We start from the raw sequence: 22,746 nt of genomic DNA, 5'->3' as shown, positions 1-22,746 counted from the left end.
CGCGATCAGGCGTTGAAAGGATCGGTGATCGCGAAACGTGCATTGATGAAGGCGTCTGCGACAAGGCGCATCGGCGCGAGGTCGAGATCGCTTTGGCCGGCGCGCACAAGATCGCGCATCCGGGCGTAGAGATTGGCGTATTCGCGGTTCTCGCCCGTGGCGATCACTTCGCCATCGGTGCTGAACTCCGCGCCGCCCTTGTCGAGCATGGCCGTGCCGCGTTCGGTCTGAAGGCTGATGCGCCATAGCTCGTCGCCAGTTTCCCGCCAGTCGAACGCGGCAGTGATCGGGGTGTCGCCCGCGCGCATCTCCAGATCGGCGGCGATCGGAGTCTGGCGGCCCTGCGGGATGCTCAGCGCGGCTGCTGTTAGCCGCACCGGCTGGCGCAGGATGCGGGTCAGGATCGAGAGCGCGTTGATGCCGGGATCGAAGACCCCGAGCCCGCCCGGCTGCCAGATCCACTCCTGCCCGGGATGCCATTTGCGCACATCCTCGCGCCAGTCGATCCGGATTTCGGAAATCTCGCGCCCGGCGAGCCATTGGCGCGCCGCGTCCACGGCTGCCGCCTCGCGCGAATGCCAGGTCGCGAAGATCGTCAGCCCCGCCTTGGCTGCGGTCTCGCGCAGCGCCTCGACCTCGCTCAGCGTCATGCCGGGCGGCTTTTCGAGCATCAGGTGGCGGCCCGCACGCAGCACCGCCATCGCCTGATCGAACCGTCCCTGCGGGGGCGTGCAGAGTGAGACGGCGCCGATCTCGGGCTCGGCGTCCAGCATCGCGCGGAGGTCGGGATAGCTTGGCAAGTCGGGCAGGGTGGCATTGCGGCTCGCGATGGCGGCGAGATGCACGCCATTGGTTTCCGCGATCGCGGGAAGGTGCTGGGCGCGGGCGATCGCTCCCAGCCCCACGAGGCCGATGGCTAGGCTCATCCGCGCACCCGTGCGCCCGTGCTGGTGTCGAACACATAGACCGAGGCCGGATCGAAGCTGAGCCCGGTCTTGCCGCCGACTGCGCCGTGGAGGCGCTGATCGGTCTCCACAACCACCCGCTCGCCGGAGGCTGCGTCGAGATGCGCATAGCTGACGCCGCCAAGGTTCTCGGCCATCTCGATGGTGAAGTTGCCGTCCGAGCCGCTCAGGCGCAGCGCGTTGGGGCGGATGCCGATTTCCAGCTTCGTGCCGTCCGCGGGCAAGGCAACGGGGCTGTCAACGCGTTGCCCCAAAGCGGGCACGTCGAGCTGGCCCTCCACCACGGTCGCGGCGAGGAAGTTCATCGAAGGCGAGCCCATGAAGCCCGCGACGAAGCGATTGTCGGGGTCGTCGTAAAGCTCCATCGGGCTTCCGACCTGCTCGATATTGCCCGCCCGCAGCACGACGATCTTGTCGGCCATGGTCATCGCCTCGACCTGATCGTGGGTGACGTAGATCATCGTCGCCCCGATCTCACGGTGCAGACGCGCGATCTCGGCGCGCATCTCGACGCGCAATTCGGCATCGAGGTTCGAGAGCGGTTCGTCGAATAGGAACACCTCCGGGCCCCGTGTGATCGCGCGGCCGATGGCCACACGCTGGCGCTGACCGCCAGACAGTGCGGCAGGCTTACGGTCCAGAAGCGGCTCGAGCTTCAGGATCCGCGCGGCTTCTTGAACCTTGTCGCTGATCTGGGCCTTTGGATGGCCGTTCATCTTCAACCCGAAGCCCATATTCTCGCCCACCGTCATATGCGGGTAGAGCGCGTAGGTCTGAAACACCATCGCGATGCCGCGCTCGGCGGGTTCGGCCTTCGTGACTTCGCGCCCGCCGATGCGGATTGCGCCGTCCGAGGTCTCCTCCAACCCCGCGATCATCCGCAAAAGCGTCGACTTGCCACAGCCGGACGGCCCGACGAAGACACAGAATTCCCCCGGGTCGACCGTCAGATCGACGCCGTGGATCACCTCCGCATCGCCAAATCTCTTGACGATCTTCTCCAATGCGACTCCGCTCACGGGGGCTCCTCCCTGTTTTTACGCGCCGGGGTTCAGTCGGCGCGTTTCTGTTCCGGAAAGCGCCAGTCACTGGCCGCTTTCGCGATCTTCTCCGCTGTCTCGAGGATCAGCGGGGCATAGGTTTCGAGTTGTTTTTGACCGTCGGGCTGGCCCGAGGTGATCGAGAGCGCGCCCAGAACGCGGCCCTGCGGCGACAGGATCGGAGCGGCGATGCAGCGGATGCCGGGCTCGTGCTCCTCGTCATCCCAGGCAAAACCGCGCTTGCGGATGTTGTCCAGCTCCGCGCGCAGGCTCGTCGCGTCGGTCAGGGTGTGTTCCGTGAAACGATGAAAGCTCTGCCGCGTCAGCGCATTCTGCAGCGCGTCCTCCGGCAGATAGGCGAGCATCGCCTTGCCCACGCCCGTGCAATAGGCCGGACCGACCTTGCCCGATTGCGAGAACATCTCGACCGGGCGCGACGCGTTGCGCTTGTCGACATAGAGCACCATGCCCTGATCGAGCTGCGCGAGGTGCAGCGTCTGACCGGTCTCCTTCGACAGTTGGTCGAGGTAGGGCGCTGCGATCGGCGCAAGCGAACTTTGCGCCCAGGCCGCATGGGCGAGGCGCACGAGGCGCAAGCCCGGCCGATAGGTCTGACGGTCCTCGTCGAAGGCGAGCATGCCCTGGTTCGTGAGCGTCTGTACGAAGCGATACAGGGTCGCCTTGGGCAGATCGCAGACCGGTAGCAACTCGGCGAAACGCACGGGGCGGCCGAATTCGGCGACGCGGTCGAGCACGGCCAGCGTGCGTCCAACCGTGCCGTCGGATTTCTCCGGCTTTGGCGTGGCGTCGTTCATGGGCTCCTCCTCAGGGCTGTTGACAGGATGAGAGATTCGCGGCAGCATTTCAATATGTAAAACACGGTTTCAATATTTGGAACTAAAATCATTGATCCGTGGGCTACTGAAACGGGAGGAGAACCGAATGAATATCCTGAAAACCACCGCGCTCGTGGCGCTGATGGGCTCGATCGCCATTCCGGCGATGGCCGAGCAGCGCGTGCTCAAGCTCTTCACCGACGCGTCCGATCCGGCCCCGAAAGCCGCGTTCGAACAGCTCGTGAAAGGCTTCGAGGCCGAAAACCCGGATGTGAAAGTCGAGGTGAACACCTTCGATCACGAGGGCTACAAGACCGCGATCCGCAACTTCCTGACCGCCGACAGCCCCGATCTGGCAAACTGGTATGCGGGCAACCGCATGGCACCCTTCGTCAATGCCGGGCAGTTCACCGATGTGTCCGATGTCTGGGAGGAGAACGGGCTCAAGGACAGCCTCGGCTCGGCGCTCAAGTCGATGACCATCGACGGCAAGCAATGGGGCGTGCCCTATACCTACTACCAGTGGGGCATCTACTATAACAAAGACGTCTACAAGAAGGCCGGGGTAGACGTGCCCAAGACCTGGGACGAGTTCATCTCGAACTGCAAGAAGTTCAAGGAGATGGGCGTCGACTGCCTGACCACGGGCACCAAGGCGCTGTGGCCGGCGGCCGGGATCTTCGACTATCTCGATCTGCGCACCAACGGCTACGACTTCCACATGAAGCTCACCAGCGGCGAGATTCCGTGGACCGATGACCGGGTGAAGGCCGTTTTCGCGGAGTGGAAGAAGGTTCTGCCCTACACCACCAAGAACGTCGCCGCGATCGACTGGCAGGATGCGGTGTCGAACATCGTGCAGGGCAAGGCCGCGAATTACGTCATGGGCAACTTCGCCGTCGCCACCTTCAAGGATGGCGGGATGACCAATGACACGCTGGGCTTCATGGATTTCCCGACGATCAACCCGGATATCCCGCGCGCCGAAGAAGCGCCGACCGATACGATCCACATCCCGGCAGGCGCGAAGAACAAGGCGGACGCCAAGAAGTTCCTCGCCTATGTCGCGAAGGCCGATGTGCAGACCAAGATGAACGAAGAACTCGGTCAGCTGCCGATCAACAAGAACTCTTCGGTGGGCGACGATCCCTATCTGCAGGCGGGCTTCAAGATCCTGTCCACGGCCGATGGCGGCATCGCGCAGTTCTTCGATCGTGACGCACCGGCTCAGATGGCTAAGGCGGGCATGGAAGGCTTCCAGGAATTCATGGCCTATCCCGACCATCTCGACGCTATTCTCGAGCGCCTCGAGAAGGTGCGTCAGCGCGTCTACAAGAACTGATCCTCCCCGAGGGGCGGTGCCTGCTGCAGGGGGCCGCCCCTTCCTGTTTTTCCAGATCCGAGGAGTGCGACGATGACCGTCTCACCCGCTATGTCCGAGCCGCGCGCGGAGACCGGCATGCCCGCACCGCGCCGCCGCCGGTTGAACCGAAAACTTGCGCCCTGGCTGTTTCTCGCCCCCGGCGTGCTGATGTTCCTGATCTACGTGCTGATCCCGATCGGCGAGTCGATGTGGATCTCGTTCTTCCAATGGGACGGGCTGAGCGCGAAGACGTGGGTCGGGCTGTCGAACTATCTCGAGCTGCTCGATGACGACGCTTTCTACACCAGCCTCAAGAACAATCTGATCTGGCTGGTGCTCTATATGCTGGCGATCCCGTTCGGGCTGTTCATCGCGCTGTTCCTGAACCAGACCGTGCGCGGTATCCGGATCTACAAATCGCTGTTCTTCTTCCCCTTCGTGATCTCTCAGGTCGTGGTCGGTCTGATCTTCTCGTGGTTCTACGCACCCGGCTTCGGACTGTTTTTCGAGCTGACGAAATGGCTCGACGGGACCGGGATCGCGATCCTCGCGAACCCCAATACCGTGACCTACGGGATCATCGCCGCCGGTCTCTGGCCGCAGATCGCCTATTGCATGATCCTCTATCTCACCGGCCTGAACGCGGTCGCGCCCGACCAGATCGAGGCGGCGCGTCTCGACGGGGCTAAGGGCATCAAGATGCTCTGGTACGTCGTGCTGCCGCAACTGCGCCCGGCCACCTTCATCGCGGTCGTCGTCACCGTGATCGGGGCGCTGCGCAGCTTCGATCTCGTCTCGATCATGACCGATGGCGGACCGTTCGGCTCCTCGCGGGTGCTGTCTTACTACATGTATGAGCAGGCGCTCTCGGAATACGGCTATCGCATGGGCTACGGCGCGGCGATCGCGGTGGTGCTGTTCGCGATCATGATGATCTTCATTTCGGGCTTCATCTGGAAGATGTGGCGCGACGAAAGGGGCCTGTGAGATGTTTCCCAAACCCATTCAATCCATGAGCCCTGCTGCCCGGCTGACCTATCAGATCGCCCTTCCGGTGATGCTGGTGGTCTGGCTGCTGCCGCTTCTGGGCGTCGCCGTCACTTCGATCCGGCCCTCCAGCGATCTCGCGCAGGGCAACTACTTCGGCATACCGTCCTATATGGCGTTTTCGAACTATCTCGACGTGTTCAAGAATTCGCCCTTTGCCAGCTACATGCTGAACTCGTTCAAGGTGACGATCCCGACGGTGATCGGGGCGGTCGCACTGTCCTGCCTGACGGGCTTTGCGCTCGCCGTCTACAAGTTCAAGGGCAACCTGCTGATCTTCTTCATCTTCGTGGCGGGGAACTTCGTGCCCTTCCAGATCCTGATGGTGCCGGTGCGCGACCTGACGGTGAAGATGGGGCTTTACGACACGATCACGGGGCTCGCGCTGTTCCATGTCGCCTTCCAGACCGGGTTCTGCACGCTCTTCATGCGCAACTTCATCAAGGCGCTCCCGAAAGAGCTGATCGAGGCCGCCCGGGTCGAGGGCGTGGGCGAATGGCAGATCTTCTGGCATATCGTGCTGCCTCTGGTGCGGCCCGCGATCGCGGCGCTGTCGGTGCTGATCTTCACCTTCATCTGGAACGACTATTTCTGGGCGACGGTGCTGACCACGGGAGCCGATACCCAGCCGATCACCGCCGGGTTGCAATCGCTCAACGGCCAATGGGTCGCGGCGTGGCAACTGGTCTCGGCAGGCTCGATCCTTGCCGCGCTGCCGCCGGTGGCGATGTTCTTCCTGATGCAGAAACACTTCATCGCAGGGCTGACGCTCGGGGCGGTGAAATGATCCGCACATGGCATTTGCAAGACGTCCGTCAGAGCCTCGTTCTGGCGGGGCACGACGACCGGCTTCCCGAGATCGTCTATTGGGGCGCGGCGCTGCCCGAGGGGGAAGACCTCGCGGGCTTGGCCGCGGCGAGCGTGCCGGATGTCACCGGCGGGATGCTCGACCGCGCGCCCGAGGTCTCGATCTGCCCCGAGGCCAGCCAGAGCTTCCCGGGCGAACCGGGTCTGATCGCGCGCGACGGGGCAGGGCGGCCGCTACGGCCCGCCTTCCGCTTCGCGTCGGAAGAGCTTCGCGAGGATCGGCTCACGCTGGTTTATCGCGATGCGGCGTCGGGTGTGAGCTACAGGGCCAGCTTCGCGCTCGACGCCGACACCGGTCTGATCGCGGCGCGCGCTGAGCTGGAGAGCGATGCGCCGATCACACTCCACCGGCTTGCCGCCCCGGTTTTTCCCGGCCCGCAACTGGCCGACGAGATGCATGAATTTTCCGGCCGCTGGATCGGTGAGTTCCAGATCGAGCCGACCCCGTGGCGTCCCGGCCAGCGCGTGCGTGACAACCACACGGGGCGCACCGGGCACGAACATTTCCCCGGTCTGATCCTGCCCGCGCGCGGTGCCACCAAGACGCAAGGCGAGACCCGCGCCTTTCATTACGGCTGGTCGGGCGGACACCGGATGGTCGCCGAGGAACTGCCCGACGGACGGCGCCAGATCCAGTTCGGCCATGCCAGCGGCTCCGAGCCCGTGCCCGACACCCATTTCGCTAGCGCGACGCTGTATGCCGCCTTCTCGGAGGCCGGCTCGAATGGCTGCGCGGTCGCCTTCCAGCGCCATCTACGCCAACACGCCCCTTGGGCCAAGGCGCGCCCGGTGCATTACAATTGCTGGGAAGCGGTCTATTTCGACCACGATCTGGCCGAGTTGAAAGAGATCGCCGCGCGCGCCGCCGCACTTGGCGCAGAGCGTTTCGTGCTCGACGATGGCTGGTTCGGCAAGCGTGACGACGACACGACCTCGCTGGGCGACTGGACGGTCGATCCGCGCAAATATCCCGATGGGCTGACGCCGCTGGTCGATCATGTCCAAAGCCTCGGGATGGAATTCGGCCTCTGGTTCGAGCCCGAGATGGTCAATCGCGACAGTGATCTCGCGCGCGCCCATCCCGATTGGCTGCTGGGCCCGGAGGATCAGATCGAGGGCCGTCAACAGCGCGTGCTCGACATGGCGAACCCGGCGGTGCGCGATCATCTTTTCGCGGCGATCGACGCGGTGCTCTCGGCCTATGCGATCTCTTACGTCAAATGGGACCATAACCGGGTGCTGCCGCATCCCGATGCCGCGCAGGCGCGCGGCCTCTACGATCTGCTCGACCGGCTGCGTGCGGCCCATCCAGACGTGGAGTTCGAAAGCTGCGCCTCGGGTGGTGGCCGGATCGATTTCGGCATTCTCGAGCGCACCGGTCGCGTCTGGCTCTCGGATAGCAACGACGCGCTCGAACGCTTGCGCATCCAGCACGATGCGGCGCTGTTTTTGCCGAGCTGCGTTACCGGCTCCCATGTCGGTCCGCGCCATTGCCACACCTCGGGCCGGGTGATCGACATTCGCACCCGGGCCTGGGTCGCGGCGCAACGCCATATGGGTTTCGAGATGGACCCGCGCGAATTGACCGCGGAGGAGGCCGAGGTGCTGAGCGCCGTCACCCGCTGGTGGAAGGACAATCGCGACTGGCGGATGCGCGCGGATATCCTGCGGCTCGACAGCGCCGACCCGGCTGTGATCGCCGAGTTGCAGCTGGCCGAGGATGGCAGCCGTTTCGTGGCCTTCGCAGGTCAGGCGGCGACCTCCGCGCAGATCCTGCCGCGCCCGCTGCGGCTGACCGGGCTCGACCCCGCGGCGCGCTACCGGTTGCGGCTGATCACCGCGGAAGATCTGCCCCGGTTGTCGCGTGGGACACCCGCGCTTAAGACCGGACCGATTACGCTCAGCGGGCAAGCGTTGATGGGGCAGGGGATCACCCTGCCCTGGACCTTCCCCGAGCGCATTCACGTGATTGAAGGAGAGAGACTATGAGTGACGCGGCTCCCGACTGGATCGCCGCCGATTGGGGCACGACGCATCTGCGCGTCTGGGCGATGCGCGGGCGCGAGGTGCTCGACCGACGGAGCTCGGAGCAGGGGATGGGCAAGCTCACCCCCGCCGAGTTCGGCCCGGTGCTGGAAGACGCCGTCGCGGGCTGGGGCGCGGCCCCGGTCGTGACCTGCGGCATGGTCGGCTCGCGTCAGGGCTGGGCCGAGGCGCCCTATGCGCCGGTGCCCTGCGCCGCTCAGCCGCGCCTCGTGCGGGTGCCCGATCACGCCGCGCGCCCGGTCTATATTGCCTGCGGCCTGCGTCAGGACAGCCCGCCCGACGTGATGCGCGGCGAGGAAACCCAGATCGCGGGCTTCCTGCTGCGCAATCCCGATTTCGAGGGCACGATCTGCCTGCCGGGCACTCATACGAAATGGGTGGCCCTGCGCGCGGGCCGGATCGAGCGGTTCCGCAGCTGCATGACCGGCGAGATCTACGACCTGCTCGCTCATCGCTCGGTGCTGCGCCACACGATCGGGGAAGGCTGTCAGGACATGGCAGCTTTCGATGCGGCGGTGGCGGAGGCGCTGGCCGATCCGGCGTCAGCCTATGGCGCGCTGTTCGCGCTGCGCGCCGGGGCGCTACTGGGTGCGCAATCGCCCGAGACCGCCGCATGCCGCCTCTCCGGGCTGCTGATCGGTTGGGAGCTGTCCGCCACGCGCGATCTCTGGCAGGGCCGGCCCGTCGCGCTGATCGGAAGCCCCGTGCTCAGCCCTCTTTATACCCGGGCGCTGGCCGGTTGCGGCATCCAAGCTGCCAGCCATGACGCCGAAGACGTGACCCTCGCGGGGCTCTATGCCGCGCGCCAGACCATCGGAGCTGACACATGAGCCGACCCATCATCGCCATCCTGCGCGGGATCACCCCCGCTGAAGCCCTTCCCGTCTGCGAGGCGCTGATCGCCGCGGGCGTGACCCGGATCGAGGTGCCGCTGAACTCGCCCGACCCGCTCGACAGCATCGCCGCGATGGTGGAGCGCTTCGGCTCCGACGCGCTGATCGGGGCGGGGACGGTCCTGACCACGGATCAGGTCGCCGCCGTCGCTGCGACCGGTGCGAAGCTGATCGTCTCGCCCAATTGCAACACCGAGGTGATCGCTGCCTCCAAAGCCGCCGGGCTGCAGAGCTTTCCTGGCGTGATGACCCCGACCGAGGCCTTCGCGGCGCTCGCCGCCGGGGCGGATGGGCTCAAGCTGTTTCCGGGCGAGCTGATCGGCCCCGTCGGGCTGCGTGCGATGCGCGCTGTGCTGCCGCCCGAGGTGCCGCTTTATGCGGTGGGCGGTGTTTCGGCCGCGAACATGGGCGAGTGGCACGAGGCGGGTGCGGCAGGCTACGGCATCGGCTCGTCGATCTACAAACCCGGCGACAGCGTGGAGACCGTTTCCGAGAAGGCCCGCGCGCTGGTCGCCAGCTACGACGAGGCCTGCACGGCATGAGCTTCGAGATTTACGACGACCGCGCCTGTTTCCTTGGCGAGGGGCCGTTCTGGCATCCCGAACGTGGCCAGCTGTTCTGGTTCGATATCCTCGCGGGCCGGATTCTCAGTCGCGACGCGACCGGGCCGCGCGAATGGGCGCTCGGTCAGATGGCGTCCGCCGCGGGCTGGGTCGATGCCGAGACGCTGGTGATCTCGACCGAGACCGGGCTGCGCCGCTTCGAGATTGCCTCGGGTGCGCATGAGCCGCTCGCCGCGATCGAGGCCGACCGCACTGACACCCGTTGCAACGATGGCCGGGCCGATCCGATGGGGGGCTTCTGGGCGTCGACCATGGGCAAGAACGCGGAGACGGGCGCGGGGGCGATCTACCGCTATTTCGAGGGCACGGTGGAGCGGCTCTTTCCCGAGATCACCATCCCCAATTCGATCTGTTTCGCGCCGGACGGCCGGCGCGCCTATTTCGCCGACACCCCGACCGGAAAGATCATGACTATCGCGCTCGATGCGCAGGGCTGGCCTGCGGGTGCGCCGGAGATATTCGTCGATCTGAGCGCGGAGGGCGTGAATCCCGATGGCGCGCAGACCGATGCCGAGGGCGCGCTCTGGAGCGCGCAATGGGGGGCAGGGCGCGTGGCGCGCTACCTGCCCGACGGGCGCTTCGACCGGGCGATCGCGGTGGGCGGACGGCACAGTTCCTGTCCCGCTTTCGGCGGGCCGGAGTTCAAGACTCTCTTCGTGACCACCGCGCAGGAGGGGATCGAGACACCGGATGCCGCGCAGGGCCGGGTCTATTGCGCCCCCTCCGGGATTGCAGGGCGACCCGAGCCCGCGGTGCGACTGAACGGCTGATCGCAATGCGTGCAGCGAAGCTCGGGCGAACACAGCACGGGCTTGCTGCGCTTTCTCGGAGACGATCCGGCTTTCCGGATCGTCTCAGAAACGGAGCTCAGACCGGAGCCGCTCCAACTCGCCCTCGGGCAACGACTCGACACCCTTCGTCATCTCGTGAAGCTCTTCCAGGAGCGCTCGGGCTTCCTCGGCCTCAGCGTCTTCGATCTTCCGCGAAGGGTGTGTGAAAAATCCAGCGGACCGGGAGGTCTCCCCGATCGCGATGGCCTTCCCGAAGCGCAGTCCGAATTCGGCGGCCTGACCGAACACATTGCTCTCGTCTTGATCCGCGAGCTCGGACCAATCGCAAATCCCCGTATGGGTCATCGCCCACTTGACCGTCGGATCGACGAATACGAGGCCGTTTGCGGTGTAGAAATTCATCCATTCTTGTGGATATGTCTGGTAGAGCAGCGTAGGATTGGCAAAGCGAATGTGCAGCCCTAGGGCGAATTTCCAATCCGATACTTCACCCAGACGTTGCAAGCTCTGGCGCATTTCATGCACGTCGATCATGCAGCTATCCTTGTATAAACTTGACAGAAATTCTTGACCAAAACGCCGCGGCACTAGCTTGGCCTAATTGAGCTCTCCTCTTTGGTGACTATAAATCCCTCGGAGGGAATGGAAGATCGAAACGACACGATGCTAAGTGATTTTCAAAGTCTTTTCGCCGAACGCGCTCCAGCCGGTTGCTACATCGCATTGCGGGCGGGTTTCTTCGCGCCTGAGGCCGAGTTGAACCTGTTTCCGGCTGACTGGATCAATCATTATACCTTTTCTGGACTGGCGCTGGCCGACCCGCTGTTGCGTTGGTGTCAGGAGAATTCGGGCTATGCGCGATGGAAGGACATAGACAGCTTCGTCGGCACGGACTTCATGCGCGACTATCGGAAATTTGGCTTCGAATTCGGTAGTGTCGTGTCGATCCATGGGACGGAGGAGATGCCGAAGCGGAGCCTCGGGATCTTCGCGCGCGCTGACCGGGAGCTGCACGTCTCCGAAATGGAAGAGATCGAGACGGTGCTGTCGCGCATCCATGCAGCCGAGCCCGAGATGCCGACAGAGGCGCAAATGCAGGCCCTTCAACTCTATTCCAAGGGCTATCTGCACAAGCAGGTCGCTCACGAATTGCAGCTCTCCGTCGGCGGGGTAAAGGCCCGTCTCAGGGGCGCCGCGGACCGCCTCGGGGCCAAGACATTGAGAGAAGCTGCGAGCATCGCTGCAAGTCGCGGCCTGCTCTAAGCTTTGACGCTCCACCGGGTTTTCCTCTTGCGAAGACGATAGCCGAAAGCCGCGTTGCGCCAATCGGCGCGGGGGCTTTAGGGGGCTTGCGAAAGTCCGCGTCACAGGCGCAGGCCGGTCTCGGCATCGAAGACCTTGGCCTTGCCCATATCGACCTCGAAGCTGAAGGGCGCGCCCGGGGGCAGGGCGTCTTCCGGGCGAACCCGGGCAATCACCTCGGTCTCGCCAAGGGCGAAGACGATCATCGTGTCGGGGCCGGTAGGCTCCACCAGATCGACCGGGCGTTCGAAGACGAAACGGTCGGGGCCGGGCAATTCGGTCCCCGCCATGAAGATCGCCTCCGGCCGGAGCCCCAGAACGACCTTGTGCCCATCGGGGGCTGTGACCCGCTCGGTGAACCTCGCGGGCAGGGGAAAGCGAAGCGCCCCCGCCGTGCCCTCGGCCACCTCCACCGACAGCGCGCCCGTCTGCCCATCGCGCCGCAGGGCGCCGGGCAGCATGTTCATCGACGGCGAGCCCATGAAGCTCGCGACGAAGAGGTCCACCGGATCGTCGTAGATCTCTCCGGGTTCGGCCACCTGACGAATATGGCCGTTATCCATCACCGCGATCCGGGTCGCCAGCGTCATCGCCTCGATCTGGTCGTGGGTGACATAGACGACGGTCTTGCCGAGCCGCTGGTGCAGCTTCTTGATCTCGGTGCGCATCTCGATCCGCAGCTTGGCGTCGAGGTTCGACAAGGGTTCGTCGAACAGGAAGACCTCGGGCTTGCGCACAAGCGCGCGGCCCATCGCGACGCGCTGGCGCTGGCCGCCCGAAAGCTGACCGGGCTTGCGGTCCAGATAGGGATGGATCTGCAAAAGCGTGCTGAACTCTTCGACTGCGGTGGCCTGTTCGGCGCGCGGGACGTGGCGGGTCTGCATCCCGAAGGTGATGTTCTCGCGCACCGTCTTGGTCGGGTAGAGCGCGTAGGACTGGAACACCATCGCGATGTCGCGGTCGCGCGGCGGGGTGTCATCGACCCGTCGCCCGGCGATGTCGATATGGCCGTCGCTCAGCGTCTCGAGCCCGGCGATCAGGTTGAGCAGGGTGGACTTGCCGCAGCCCGAGGGCCCGACGAGGACGATGAATTCGCCCGCTTCGATCTCAAGGTCGATACCCTTGATCACCTCGTTCGTCCCGAAGCGTTTGCGCACGCCCTGAAGGGAAATTCCCGCTGCCATTGCTACCCTTTCACCGCTCCGGCCGAGAGCCCGCGCACGAACCAGGCTCCGGCGACGACATAGACCGCCAGCGTCGGCAGTGCCGCGATGATCGCCGCGGCCATGTCGACATTGTATTCCTTCACCCCCGTCGAGGTATTCACCACGTTGTTGAGCGCCACCGTCACCGGGTTGCTGTCGCCGATGGTGAAGGCCACGCCGAACAGGAAGTCGTTCCAGATCTGGGTGAACTGCCAGATCACGGTCACCACGATGGCAGGCAGCGACATCGGCAGCACGAGCCGGAAGAAGATGCCGAAGAAGCCCGCCCCGTCGACCTTCGCCGCCTGAATGATGCCGCTGGAAACCCCGATGAAGAAGTTGCGGAAGAACAGCGTGGTGAAGGCGAGGCCATAGACCGTGTGTACGAGGATCAGCCCCGGGATCGTGCCCGCAAGGCCGAGCTGGCCCAGCACCCGCGCCATCGGCAGCAAGATCACCTGAAACGGGATGAAGGCGCCGAACAGCATCAGCGCGAAGATTGTGTCGGCGCCGCGAAAGCGCCACTTGGTCAGCGCATAGCCGTTGAGCGCGCCGAGTATCGTCGAGATCGCCACCGCCGGCACGGTCATCATCACCGAGTTCCACATATAGGGGGCCAGTCCGTTGCAGCGCACGCCCACGCAGGCGCTGTTCCACGCTTTCTCCCAGGCGCTGAAGTCGAACTCTTTCGGCAGGCTGATCAGCGAGCCCTCCCGGATCTCGGTCAGCGATTTCAGAGAGGTCGAGATCATTACCAGAAGCGGGATCAGGTAGTAGATGCAGAACACCCCGAGCACGGCGAACAGCACGGCACGCATCAGGCTGTGATGCAGCCCTCGGCGCTGGACGATCCCGCTTGTGTTGCGCCCACTCATCCGCTGGTCTTCCTCAGTTCCGAGTAGAGATAGGGCACGATGATCGCGATGACCGTCATCAGCATCATCGTGGCGCTCGCCGCCGCTACACCCAGCTCGCTGCGCTGGAAGGCGAAGGAATACATGAAGGTGGCGGGCATGTCGGTGGCATAGCCCGGCCCCCCGCCGGTCAGCGCGATCACCAGATCGAAGCTCTTGATCGCGAGATGGGCGAGGATGATGACGGTGGACAGGAACACCGGCCGCAGCATCGGCAGCACGATCCCGGTATAGGTGCGCCACAGCCCCGCGCCGTCGATCGCCGCCGCTTTCAGGACCTCGTCATCGACCGAGCGGAGCCCCGCCAGAAACAGTGCCATCGCGTAGCCGGAGCTTTGCCAGACGGCTGCGATCACCACCGTGTAGATCGCGTAATGAGAGTTCACCAGCCAGTCGAAACTGAAATTCTCGAACCCCGCCTGATGCATCAGCCGCTCCAGCCCGAGGCCGGGGTTCAGCATCCATTTCCAGACCGTGCCGGTGACGATGAAACTGAGCGCCATCGGGTAGAGGTAGATCGTGCGGATCACCCCCTCGATGCGCACTTTTTGGTCGAGCAGGATCGCCAGAAGGATGCCAATTGCCATCGAGATCGAGATGAACAGGCCCGAGAAGACGAAGAGGTTGCGGATCGCCACATACCAGCGTGGCGTCTCCCAGAGCCGGACATATTGGCTCAGCCCGTCGAACTCGTAGTTTGGCATTACCCCCGACCGGGTCAGCGAGATATAGGCCGTCCAGAGGATGAAGCCGTAAACGAAGAACAGGCTCGCCGCGAAAAGCGGCGAGACCACGATCGCGGGCAGGCGCCGTTCCAGCGCCCGCCCGAACCTTGCCATGGGCCCCGTGCCTCCGGGCATTGCAGGCCCTAGTTTTCCTGCGCGCGCTTGATCGCGGCAGCGAGTTGCTTGACCGCGTCCTCAGAACTCATGTCAGAGTTGAAGAAAGCGGTCACGAGATCGAGGAACTCACCCCGCACCGAGCGCGGCACCGCCATCTCATGCGCCATCGACGGCACCAGCGTGTCGTTCTCGATCGCCGCCAGCAGGTCTTCATGCGAGCGCTTCGCGCAGGCGTCGAAATCGTCGAGCGGCACGTCCGTGCGCGCCGGGATCGACCCCTTGGCGAGGTTGAACACCTTCTGGAACTCGGGCGACATGATCAGTCGTGCGAGCACTTTCTGGCCCTCGATACGGTCCTCGCCCTCCACCTTGAAGAAGGTGAAGCTGTCCGAGTTCAGCACGAAGCCCTTGCCCGGCGTGGGCCAGCACAGGAAATCCTTTTCCGGCACTTTGCCAGCGGCGAGGAATTCGCCCTTCGCCCAGTCGCCCATGATCTGGAATCCGGCCTCGCCGCGCATCACCATCGCGGTCGCGAGGTTCCAGTCGCGTCCCGAGAAGTTCGGATCGACATAGCCGCGCAGCTTGCGCAGCTGGTCGAAGGACTTGACCATCATGTCCGAGGTCAGAGCCTCCGGATCGAGTTCCACCAGCGCCTTGCGGAAGAAATCGGCGCCGCCGATCCCCAGCACCACGTCTTCGAACAGCGTCGCGTCCTGCCACGGCTGACCGCCATGGGCGAGCGGTACGATGCCCGCCGCTTGAAGCTTGTCGGCGGCCGCGTTGAACTCGTCCCAGGTCGTGGGCATCTCCTCGACGCCCGCTTTCTTCAGCGCCTCGGGGTTGGCCCACATCCAGTCGACACGGTGGATGTTGACCGGCGCGGCGACGTATTTGCCCTGATATTTCATGATCTCGGCCAGCGCTGGCGGCAGGACCGCGTCCCAGTTGCCTTCGTCCGCGACGGATTGGACATCGTTCAGCGCGCCTTGCTCGGCCCATTCCTGAATGCCCGGCCCCTTGAGCTGGACGGCCGTGGGCGGATTGCCGGCCACGACGCGGGCGCGCAGCGCCGTCATCGCGGCATCGCCGCCACCGCCCGCGATCGGCGAGTCGATCCATTCGCCGCCCTCGGCTTCGAAGGCTTTCTTCAGTTCTCCGACGGCCTTGGCCTCGCCGCCCGAAGTCCACCAGTGCAGGACTTCGACCGTGCCATCCGCCCGCGCGACGCTCGCTGAGAGCGCGCCGGCGACGCTTGCCGCCGCCATCATGGCTTTACAAATGTGCATGTTTTCCTCCTCCTCCCGGTCGAGTTCGCGGTCCAAGATCGCAGCCCGACACGAGATTTAGGCTGAGACGACAGGCGCAGAACGTCATTGATCTCGATCAACGATTTGTGAATCACGGGTGAGCCGGACCGGCGCAGAGGCGCGTTTGACCCGTGGCATCCTTACGCAAGTCCGGGCGATTGCGCTGCCTGCCGAAAGGCTTACCATCGCCGCGGGATGACTGAAGGCCTCGTGATGCAGGATACCGACGCCGCGCCAGCTTTTGCCGAAACCGCCGAGGCGGTGATCGCGCGTCTGTCCGTCCCTTTTCCGAACGGGCTGAGCGCTCAGGAGGCCGCCACGCGCCTCGCGCGTCACGGCCCGAACGCTCTGCGTCGTCCCAAGCCCCGAAGCGCATTGCGCATCCTGCTGCATCAGTTTCAGGGGGTGATCGTCGCGCTTCTCGTTCTGGCAACGATATTCTCGCTGGTCATCAACGATATCGTCGAGGCGCTGGCGATCCTCGTCGTGCTGCTCTTGAACGGCGCGATCGGGTTTTTCACCGAGTTGCGCGCCACCCGCTCGATGGAGGCGCTGTTCAGCGTCGCCGAGGTCCGCACCCGCGTCCGTCGGGACGGGATTCTGATCGAGGTGGATGCCCGCGATCTCGTGCCGGGCGATCTCGTGATGCTTGAAGCGGGCGATGTGGTGACCGCCGATCTGCGGCTCGTCGAGGCGTCGGGGCTTCATTGCGACGAATCCGTGCTGACCGGCGAGTCCCTTCCGGTGCTCAAGACCACCAAACCGCTGCCATCCGATGCGGTGCTGGGGGATCGCACCAATATGGGGTTCAAGGGCGCGGCCGTCACACGGGGGGCCGGAACCGGCGTGGTTGTGCGGACCGGCATGGAGACCGAGATCGGCAAGGTCAGCCAGCTTGCGATGGCGGCCAGCACGGAACCCACGCCGCTTGAACATCAATTGACACGGCTCGGGCAGCGACTGGTCTGGCTGACGATCGTTCTTGCCGTCGCGATCATCGTGACGGGAATGGCGCAGGGCCACCCGCTCACGAGTATGATCCAGACCGGGGTCGCCCTTGCCGTGGCCGCGATCCCCGAAGGCATCCCTGTTGTGGCCACCTTGTCGCTTGCGCGCGGGATGTGGCGCATGGTGCAGCGCAATGCCCTGATCAGCCGCCTGTCCTCGGTCGAGACGCTCGGGGCGACTACGCTGATCCTGACGGACAAGACCGGGACACTGACCGAGAACCGGATGAGCGTGGTGCAGGTCTTGCTCGATGGGGGGAGCGTGGATCTGGATGGGCCGGAGACCGGTCTCGCGGAGGACCGTCTGCGCGCCGCGTTGAAGATCGGCATGCTGTGCAACAATGCCGAGCTGGGCGACGGCGACGAAGGCCGGATCGGCGACCCGACCGAACTGGCCTTGCTGAGTGCGGCGCGACAGGCGGGGGTGACCGGGGACGAAGCGGAGCCACGCCTGCTCCAACATGCTTTCGAGAGCGATAGCCTGATGATGGCGACCGTCCATGCGTTGCCGGACGGGGGCGCGCTCTATGCGGTCAAGGGCGCGCCCGAGGCGGTGATCGCCTCTTGCTCCGAGGTTCTGGGGGCGGAAGGCCCGCGCCCTCTGAGCGCCGGAGACAAAGCCGACTGGATCGCGCGCAACGCGGACGCCGCGAGCGAGGGACTGCGTGGGATCGGCCTCGCGATGAAGCGGACGGACGGGGCGGAGGACGCGCCCTATGAGGGGCTGACGCTTGTCGCGATTGCCTGCCTCGCCGATCCGTTGCGCAAGGATGTGCCCCCCGCGATCGCGGCCTGCCAGAGCGCCGGGGTCCGGGTGATCATGCTGACGGGCGATCATGCCGAGACCGCCGCGCGCATCGCGAAGGATGCCGGGATCAGCGGAAACGGTGCGGTGGCGATCGAGGGGCGAGACCTCACAGGGCTCGATCTGGAAAACGCCCCGGAGGAAACGCTCGACCGCCTGCGCAAGGCCAGCGTCTTCGCCCGCGTGGCACCGGCGACGAAGCTGAACCTCGTCAGCTTCTATCAGCGCGAGGGGGAGACTGTCGCGATGACGGGCGACGGGGTGAATGACGCGCCGGCGCTGAAGAAAGCCGATATCGGCATCGCGATGGGCCAGCGCGGCACGCAGGTCGCCCGCGAGGCGGCGCATATGGTGCTCAAGGACGACGATTTCGCGACCATCGTCGAGGCGGTGCGGCAGGGCAGGGTGATCTTCGGCAATATCCGCAAATTCATCGTCTACCTGATGTCGTGCAATCTCTCGGAGATCCTTGTGGTCGGGATCGCCGTGGGGGTGGGGCTTCCTTCACCGCTCCTGCCGCTGCAGATCCTGTTTCTCAATCTCGTCACCGATGTCTTCCCCGCGCTGGCGCTCGGCTTGGGGCATGGGGACGGCCATGAGATGCGCCGCCCGCCCCGTGACCGCGCCGAGCCGATCCTCGCGCGCAGGGAATGGGGACGCATCGTTGCGCTCGGAGTCATCGTGACGCTGGCGACGATGCTGGCTTTCGGGGGCGCGCTCTATGGTTTGCAGCTTGCGCCCGCCGCCGCCGTCACCGTGGCCTTCGTCACACTCGCGCTGGGCCAGCTGTGGAACGTGTTCAACATGCGCGAGGCCGACACCCACGCCCTGCGCAACGATGTGACACGCAACCCCTATGTCTGGGGGGCGCTTGTCCTGTGTCTCGTGCTGATCGCCGGGGCGCTGTGGCTGCCGGGGCTCTCCGATGTGCTGCAGCTGCCGTCGCCCGGAATCGCGGGGCTGACGCTCGCCGGGGCGATGAGCCTGCTTCCGCCGCTGCTGGGACATCTGGTCGTATCGCGCGCAACCCGCAGATAATTTCCGCTCCCGCGTTGAGCCACATCAATGAAACTACCTCCTGTCTTCGCCTAGGGAAGATCATGGCCGTTCGTGACAGGGGGCGGCCCATCGACTGGCATCACCTTGGGAGGAGGCGTGATGACTTGGGCGATTATCCGGAAGGCGGATGCCGAACGGGCAGCCGCAACGCTGACCGATGAGGTCCGCAAGGCGTTCACATGGGACACCGCGCGGGCGATGCTCGACGGCTTTCCCGATGGCGGGTTGAACATCGCCTACGAGGCGGTGGATCGCCATGTCGCCGCGGGCCATGGGGCGGATGAGGCGATCCTGTGGCTGGGCAAGGACGGCGCGCGAGAAAGCCTGAGCTACGGCGATCTCGCCGCCCGGACCGCACGCTTCGCCAATGTGCTTAAAAGCCACGGACTGAAACCGGGCGATCGGCTCTTCGGTCTCGCGGGACGAGTTCCCGATCTCTACATCGCCGCGCTGGGCACGCTGAAGGCCGGGATGATCTTCTCGCCGCTCTTTTCCGCCTTCGGGCCTGAACCCTTGCGCACCCGGCTCGAGATCGGCGAGGCCAATGCGCTGATCACGACCGCCTCGATCTATCGCCGCAAGATCGCTGCGTGGCGCAACGAAATCCCCTCCCTCAAACTGGTGCTTATCATCGGCGACGAGGCGTCCGACGATTGCGTAGCACTCGGCCCCGCGATGGCGGCGGCCTCGGAGGAGTTCGAGACGGTCCGCACGGCGCCAGAGGACCCCGCGCTGATCCATTTCACCTCGGGCACCACGGGCCGCCCGAAAGGCGCAGTGCATGTGCACAACGCGGTGGTGATGCATGCTGCGGCAGGCCGCTACGCGCTCGAGTTGACGCCGGGCACGCGCTACTGGTGCACGGCCGATCCGGGCTGGGTGACGGGCACCTCCTTTGGGATCATCTCGCCTCTGGTGAACCGGGTGCGGATGGTCATCGACGAGGCCGATTTCGATCTCGACCGATGGTATGGCATTCTCGAGCGCGAGCAGATCGAGGTCTGGTACACCGCGCCCACCGCGATCCGCATGATGATGCGCGCGGGCAAGGAGGCGGCCGCGCCTTACGATTTCTCGAAGCTGCGGTTCATGGCCTCGGTGGGCGAGCCGCTCAACCCGGAGGCCGTGGTCTGGGGCAACGAGGTCTTCGGCAAACCCTTCCACGACAATTGGTGGCAGACCGAGACCGGCGGCATCATGATCGCCAATACCCGCGCGATGGATGTGCATCCCGGCTCGATGGGCAAGCCGCTGCCCGGGATCGAGGCGGGGATCGTGGAGCGTGTCGATGAGGGGCTGCGCGACTGCAAGCCCGGCGAGATTGGCGAACTGGCGCTGCGCCCCGGTTGGCCGTCGATGATGCGCGCCTATCTGCACGAAGAGGCGCGCTACAAGAAGTGTTTCGTGGATGGCTGGTATCTCTCGGGCGATCTCGCGATGCGCGACGCGGAGGGCTATTTCTGGTTCGTGGGCCGCGCCGATGACCTCATCAAATCTTCCGGTCACCTGATCGGCCCCTTCGAGGTCGAAAGCGCGCTGATCGAGCATCCGGCAGTGGCCGAAGCCGCCGTGATCGGCCTGCCGGACGAGACTGCGGGCGAGGTGGTGAAGGCCTATGTCGCGCTCAATCCGGGGTTTGAGCCCTCCGAGGACCTCGAACGCGACATCCGGGGCCTCGCGCGCAAAAAGCTCGGCGCGGCGGTCGCCCCGCGCGAGGTGGTGTTCCGCAAAACCCTTCCGAAGACCCGTTCGGGCAAGATCATGCGCCGTCTGCTGAAAGCGCGCGAGCTGGGCCTGCCGGAAGGCGATATTTCGACGCTGGAGAGTGACGAGACATGACTGCCGACAAACCGCATCTGACCCATGACCACATCCGCGAATTGCTCACGGCGATGATCCGTGTGCGCCATTTCGAGGATAAATGCGCCGAGCTCTACACGCAGGAAAAGATCCGCGGCTTCCTCCATCTCTACGATGGCGAGGAGGCGGTGGCCTCGGGCGTGATCCCGCGGCTTGGCCCGGATGATCGGGTGGTGGCGACCTATCGCGAGCACGGCCATGCGCTGGTGCGCGGTGTGCCGATGGAGCGCGTGATGGCCGAGATGTATGGCAAGGCCACCGGCGCCTCGGGCGGGCGGGGCGGCTCGATGCATATCTTCGATGCCGAGCGCAATTTCTACGGCGGCAACGCGATCGTGGGGGGCGGGCTGCCGCTGGCCGTGGGCCTCGCGCTGCGCGACCGGATGATGGGTGCGCCAAACGTGACCGCCTGCTTCTTCGGCGAAGGGGCTGTGGCCGAGGGCGAGTTCCACGAGTCGATGAACCTCGCGCAGCTCTGGTCGCTGCCGGTTTTGTTCGTGTGCGAGAATAACGGCTACGCGATGGGCTCGGCTCTGGCGCGCACCGAGGCCGTGACCGACATAAGGCGCAAGGCGGCGGCCTATGGCACGGTGACGGAACAGGTGGACGGGATGGATGTGGTCGCGGTCGAAGCGGCCACGCGCCGCGCGCTCGCCGCGATCCGCGAGACCGGCAAACCCTATTTCCTCGAATGCCTGACCTATCGCTTCCGGGCGCATTCGATGTTCGACGCCCAGCTCTATCGCGACAAGGACGAGGTTGCCGCGTGGCGCGAGAAGGGGCCGATCGTGCGGTTCCAGTCATGGCTCTACAAGAGCGGGCTGATGCATCCCGAAGAGGTCGCGCAGATCGAGGCCGGGGTCGAGGATGAGATCGCCGCCGCCGTGGCCTATGCCGAGGCGAGCGAGTGGGAGCCGCTCGAGACGCTCACCCGCCACGTCATGGCCGAGGACCGCCCCGCGCCGCCTGCGCCGCTTGAACCCAGCGCCGAGACCGTCGAGATGACCTATCGCGAGGCGGTCAAGCAGGGCATCCGCGACGCGATGATCCGCGACGAGCGGGTCTTCCTGATGGGCGAGGATGTGGGCGCTTACGGCGGCTGCTACGCGGTGTCGAAAGGGCTGATGGAGGAATTCGGCGAGGGTCGTATCCGTGACACGCCGCTGTCCGAGTCCGGCTTCACCGGGGCTGGAATTGGCGCTGCGGCGGCGGGGATGCGCCCCATCGTCGAGGTGATGACGGTGAATTTCTCGCTCCTCGCGCTCGACCAGATCATGAACACCGCCGCCACGATCCGGCACATGTCGGGCGGACAGTTCGGCGCGCCCGTGGTGATCCGTCTCGCGACCGGCGCGGGCAAGCAGCTGGCGGCGCAGCATTCCCATTCGCTCGAAGGTTGGTATGCGCATATTCCGGGGCTGCGCATCCTCGCGCCCGCCACGCTGGAGGACGCGCGCGGGATGCTCTGGACTGCGATTGAGGATCCCGATCCGGTGCTGATTTTCGAGAATGTCATGCTCTACAACATGACCGGTAAGATCGCCGCGAATGCCGGGCCGGTCGATATCAACAAGGCCGCGATCCGGCGCGCGGGCAAGGATATCAGCCTGATCACCTATGGCGGATCGCTGTGGAAGACGCTGGAGGCGGCCGAGGCGCTGGCGGGCGATGGGATCGAGGCCGAGGTGATCGACCTGCGCTCGCTGCGCCCGCTCGATGACGCGACGATCATGGCCTCGCTTGCGCGCACGCGCCGCGCGGTGATCGTGGATGAGGGCTGGCGGTCGGGCTCGCTCTCGGCCGAGATCGCGGCCCGGATCGGCGAGCAGGCCTTCTGGCATCTCGATGCGCCGGTGGGGCGGGTGTGCTCGGCCGAGGTGCCGATCCCCTATCCCAAACATCTCGAGGACGCCGCCATTCCGCAGGTGCCCGCCATCGTGGCCGCCGTGAAGGCGACGCTTGGGAAAGGGTGAC

The 22,746-nt window shown here is 65.1% G+C and carries 19 protein-coding genes; 11 read left to right on the top strand and 8 right to left on the bottom strand.

What is annotated here, in order from left to right:
- Nucleotides 1-5: 5 nt before the first annotated feature.
- Genes BMI89_RS02185 through BMI89_RS02175 form a run of 3 tightly spaced genes read right to left on the bottom strand, consistent with a single transcriptional unit; the run spans nt 6 to nt 2,820 of the window.
- Entirely contained in the window at nt 6-926 is a 921-nt protein-coding gene (locus tag BMI89_RS02185; protein WP_078569659.1) for a Gfo/Idh/MocA family oxidoreductase, read from the bottom strand.
- Nucleotides 923-1,984 (bottom strand): sn-glycerol-3-phosphate ABC transporter ATP-binding protein UgpC, encoded by a 1,062-nt coding sequence (gene ugpC, locus BMI89_RS02180; protein WP_078569658.1) that lies wholly within the window; start codon nt 1,982-1,984, stop codon nt 923-925. Before ugpC (BMI89_RS02180) ends, BMI89_RS02185 begins: the two co-directional genes overlap by 4 nt.
- A 32-nt stretch (nt 1,985-2,016) precedes the next feature.
- Nucleotides 2,017-2,820 carry an IclR family transcriptional regulator gene (locus BMI89_RS02175; protein ID WP_078569657.1) on the bottom strand — a complete coding sequence of 268 codons (804 nt, stop codon included), beginning with the start codon at nt 2,818-2,820 and terminating at the stop codon, nt 2,017-2,019.
- A gap of 127 nt (nt 2,821-2,947) precedes the next feature.
- Between BMI89_RS02175 and BMI89_RS02170 the strand changes: the two genes are divergently transcribed.
- The 7 genes from BMI89_RS02170 to BMI89_RS02140 all read left to right on the top strand — a co-directional run bounded on the left by BMI89_RS02170 (nt 2,948) and on the right by BMI89_RS02140 (nt 10,450).
- Nucleotides 2,948-4,183: an extracellular solute-binding protein gene (locus BMI89_RS02170; RefSeq protein ID WP_078545768.1), complete on the top strand. Its 1,236-nt coding sequence runs from the start codon at nt 2,948-2,950 to the stop codon at nt 4,181-4,183.
- A gap of 117 nt (nt 4,184-4,300) precedes the next feature.
- Nucleotides 4,301-5,191 (top strand): sugar ABC transporter permease, encoded by an 891-nt coding sequence (locus tag BMI89_RS02165; RefSeq protein WP_078520040.1) that lies wholly within the window; start codon nt 4,301-4,303, stop codon nt 5,189-5,191.
- Between the two features lies 1 nt (nt 5,192).
- Nucleotides 5,193-6,038, top strand: coding sequence for a carbohydrate ABC transporter permease (locus BMI89_RS02160; RefSeq protein ID WP_078569656.1), 846 nt, complete (start codon nt 5,193-5,195; stop codon nt 6,036-6,038).
- Nucleotides 6,035-8,107, top strand: coding sequence for an alpha-galactosidase (locus BMI89_RS02155; RefSeq protein ID WP_078569655.1), 2,073 nt, complete (start codon nt 6,035-6,037; stop codon nt 8,105-8,107). Before BMI89_RS02160 ends, BMI89_RS02155 begins: the two co-directional genes overlap by 4 nt.
- Complete coding sequence (locus BMI89_RS02150; RefSeq protein WP_078569654.1) at nt 8,104-8,994, top strand: 2-dehydro-3-deoxygalactonokinase; 891 nt, start codon at nt 8,104-8,106, stop codon at nt 8,992-8,994. Before BMI89_RS02155 ends, BMI89_RS02150 begins: the two co-directional genes overlap by 4 nt.
- Nucleotides 8,991-9,599: a 2-dehydro-3-deoxy-6-phosphogalactonate aldolase gene (locus BMI89_RS02145; protein WP_078569653.1), complete on the top strand. Its 609-nt coding sequence runs from the start codon at nt 8,991-8,993 to the stop codon at nt 9,597-9,599. Before BMI89_RS02150 ends, BMI89_RS02145 begins: the two co-directional genes overlap by 4 nt.
- The gene (locus BMI89_RS02140) at nt 9,596-10,450 is read left to right on the top strand and encodes an SMP-30/gluconolactonase/LRE family protein (RefSeq protein WP_078569652.1); all 855 of its coding nucleotides are present in this window, start codon (nt 9,596-9,598) and stop codon (nt 10,448-10,450) included. The genes BMI89_RS02145 and BMI89_RS02140 overlap by 4 nt, the downstream gene beginning before the upstream one ends.
- A gap of 84 nt (nt 10,451-10,534) precedes the next feature.
- Here BMI89_RS02140 and BMI89_RS02135 read toward each other — a convergent pair whose 3' ends face one another.
- Nucleotides 10,535-11,005, bottom strand: coding sequence for an autoinducer binding domain-containing protein (locus BMI89_RS02135; RefSeq protein ID WP_078519892.1), 471 nt, complete (start codon nt 11,003-11,005; stop codon nt 10,535-10,537).
- Between the two features lie 108 nt (nt 11,006-11,113).
- Between BMI89_RS02135 and BMI89_RS02130 the strand changes: the two genes are divergently transcribed.
- Nucleotides 11,114-11,734: an autoinducer binding domain-containing protein gene (locus BMI89_RS02130; RefSeq protein WP_078539936.1), complete on the top strand. Its 621-nt coding sequence runs from the start codon at nt 11,114-11,116 to the stop codon at nt 11,732-11,734.
- Between the two features lie 101 nt (nt 11,735-11,835).
- Here BMI89_RS02130 and ugpC (BMI89_RS02125) read toward each other — a convergent pair whose 3' ends face one another.
- The 4 genes from ugpC (BMI89_RS02125) to BMI89_RS02110 are packed head-to-tail and all read right to left on the bottom strand — an operon-like array spanning nt 11,836 to nt 16,020.
- Nucleotides 11,836-12,957: a sn-glycerol-3-phosphate ABC transporter ATP-binding protein UgpC gene (ugpC, locus tag BMI89_RS02125; protein WP_078569651.1), complete on the bottom strand. Its 1,122-nt coding sequence runs from the start codon at nt 12,955-12,957 to the stop codon at nt 11,836-11,838.
- Nucleotides 12,958-12,959: 2 nt separating this feature from the next.
- On the bottom strand, nt 12,960-13,853 hold the full coding sequence (locus BMI89_RS02120) for a carbohydrate ABC transporter permease (RefSeq protein WP_078569650.1): 894 nt from the start codon (nt 13,851-13,853) through the stop codon (nt 12,960-12,962).
- Entirely contained in the window at nt 13,850-14,731 is an 882-nt protein-coding gene (locus BMI89_RS02115; RefSeq protein ID WP_078519888.1) for a sugar ABC transporter permease, read from the bottom strand. The genes BMI89_RS02120 and BMI89_RS02115 overlap by 4 nt, the downstream gene beginning before the upstream one ends.
- A 29-nt stretch (nt 14,732-14,760) precedes the next feature.
- A complete protein-coding gene (locus tag BMI89_RS02110) occupies nt 14,761-16,020 on the bottom strand; it encodes an ABC transporter substrate-binding protein (protein ID WP_078569649.1) in 1,260 nt (419 codons plus the stop codon).
- 234 nt (nt 16,021-16,254) lie between these two features.
- Here BMI89_RS02110 and BMI89_RS02105 point away from each other — a divergent pair, with 234 nt between their 5' ends.
- The 3 genes from BMI89_RS02105 (at nt 16,255) to pdhA (ending at nt 22,745) form a co-directional block, all read left to right on the top strand.
- Complete coding sequence (locus BMI89_RS02105) at nt 16,255-18,891, top strand: cation-transporting P-type ATPase (RefSeq protein ID WP_246831951.1); 2,637 nt, start codon at nt 16,255-16,257, stop codon at nt 18,889-18,891.
- Between the two features lie 120 nt (nt 18,892-19,011).
- Nucleotides 19,012-20,751: an acetate--CoA ligase gene (acsA, locus tag BMI89_RS02100; RefSeq protein ID WP_078569647.1), complete on the top strand. Its 1,740-nt coding sequence runs from the start codon at nt 19,012-19,014 to the stop codon at nt 20,749-20,751.
- Complete coding sequence (pdhA, locus tag BMI89_RS02095; protein ID WP_078569646.1) at nt 20,748-22,745, top strand: pyruvate dehydrogenase (acetyl-transferring) E1 component subunit alpha; 1,998 nt, start codon at nt 20,748-20,750, stop codon at nt 22,743-22,745. Before acsA ends, pdhA begins: the two co-directional genes overlap by 4 nt.
- Nucleotide 22,746: the final 1 nt, after the last annotated feature.

The sequence above is a fragment of the Thioclava sp. F36-7 genome (assembly GCF_002020075.1).
Taxonomy (GTDB): domain Bacteria; phylum Pseudomonadota; class Alphaproteobacteria; order Rhodobacterales; family Rhodobacteraceae; genus Thioclava; species Thioclava sediminum.
This window is presented reverse-complemented; position numbering and strand designations above follow the sequence as displayed.

Excerpts from the sequence above, each read along its gene's own strand:
- BMI89_RS02185 (WP_078569659.1), bottom strand. The coding sequence starts at position 926 with ATGAGCCTAGCCATCGGCCTCGTGGGGCTGGGAGCGATCGCCCGCGCC.
- BMI89_RS02175 (WP_078569657.1), bottom strand. The coding sequence starts at position 2,820 with ATGAACGACGCCACGCCAAAGCCGGAGAAATCCGACGGCACGGTTGGA.
- BMI89_RS02170 (WP_078545768.1), top strand. The coding sequence starts at position 2,948 with ATGAATATCCTGAAAACCACCGCGCTCGTGGCGCTGATGGGCTCGATC.
- BMI89_RS02165 (WP_078520040.1), top strand. The coding sequence starts at position 4,301 with ATGCCCGCACCGCGCCGCCGCCGGTTGAACCGAAAACTTGCGCCCTGG.
- BMI89_RS02160 (WP_078569656.1), top strand. The coding sequence starts at position 5,193 with ATGTTTCCCAAACCCATTCAATCCATGAGCCCTGCTGCCCGGCTGACC.
- BMI89_RS02155 (WP_078569655.1), top strand. The coding sequence starts at position 6,035 with ATGATCCGCACATGGCATTTGCAAGACGTCCGTCAGAGCCTCGTTCTG.
- BMI89_RS02150 (WP_078569654.1), top strand. The coding sequence starts at position 8,104 with ATGAGTGACGCGGCTCCCGACTGGATCGCCGCCGATTGGGGCACGACG.
- BMI89_RS02145 (WP_078569653.1), top strand. The coding sequence starts at position 8,991 with ATGAGCCGACCCATCATCGCCATCCTGCGCGGGATCACCCCCGCTGAA.
- BMI89_RS02140 (WP_078569652.1), top strand. The coding sequence starts at position 9,596 with ATGAGCTTCGAGATTTACGACGACCGCGCCTGTTTCCTTGGCGAGGGG.
- BMI89_RS02135 (WP_078519892.1), bottom strand. The coding sequence starts at position 11,005 with ATGATCGACGTGCATGAAATGCGCCAGAGCTTGCAACGTCTGGGTGAA.
- BMI89_RS02130 (WP_078539936.1), top strand. The coding sequence starts at position 11,114 with ATGGAAGATCGAAACGACACGATGCTAAGTGATTTTCAAAGTCTTTTC.
- ugpC (WP_078569651.1), bottom strand. The coding sequence starts at position 12,957 with ATGGCAGCGGGAATTTCCCTTCAGGGCGTGCGCAAACGCTTCGGGACG.
- BMI89_RS02120 (WP_078569650.1), bottom strand. The coding sequence starts at position 13,853 with ATGAGTGGGCGCAACACAAGCGGGATCGTCCAGCGCCGAGGGCTGCAT.
- BMI89_RS02115 (WP_078519888.1), bottom strand. The coding sequence starts at position 14,731 with ATGGCAAGGTTCGGGCGGGCGCTGGAACGGCGCCTGCCCGCGATCGTG.
- BMI89_RS02110 (WP_078569649.1), bottom strand. The coding sequence starts at position 16,020 with ATGCACATTTGTAAAGCCATGATGGCGGCGGCAAGCGTCGCCGGCGCG.
- BMI89_RS02105 (WP_246831951.1), top strand. The coding sequence starts at position 16,255 with ATGCAGGATACCGACGCCGCGCCAGCTTTTGCCGAAACCGCCGAGGCG.
- acsA (WP_078569647.1), top strand. The coding sequence starts at position 19,012 with ATGACTTGGGCGATTATCCGGAAGGCGGATGCCGAACGGGCAGCCGCA.
- pdhA (WP_078569646.1), top strand. The coding sequence starts at position 20,748 with ATGACTGCCGACAAACCGCATCTGACCCATGACCACATCCGCGAATTG.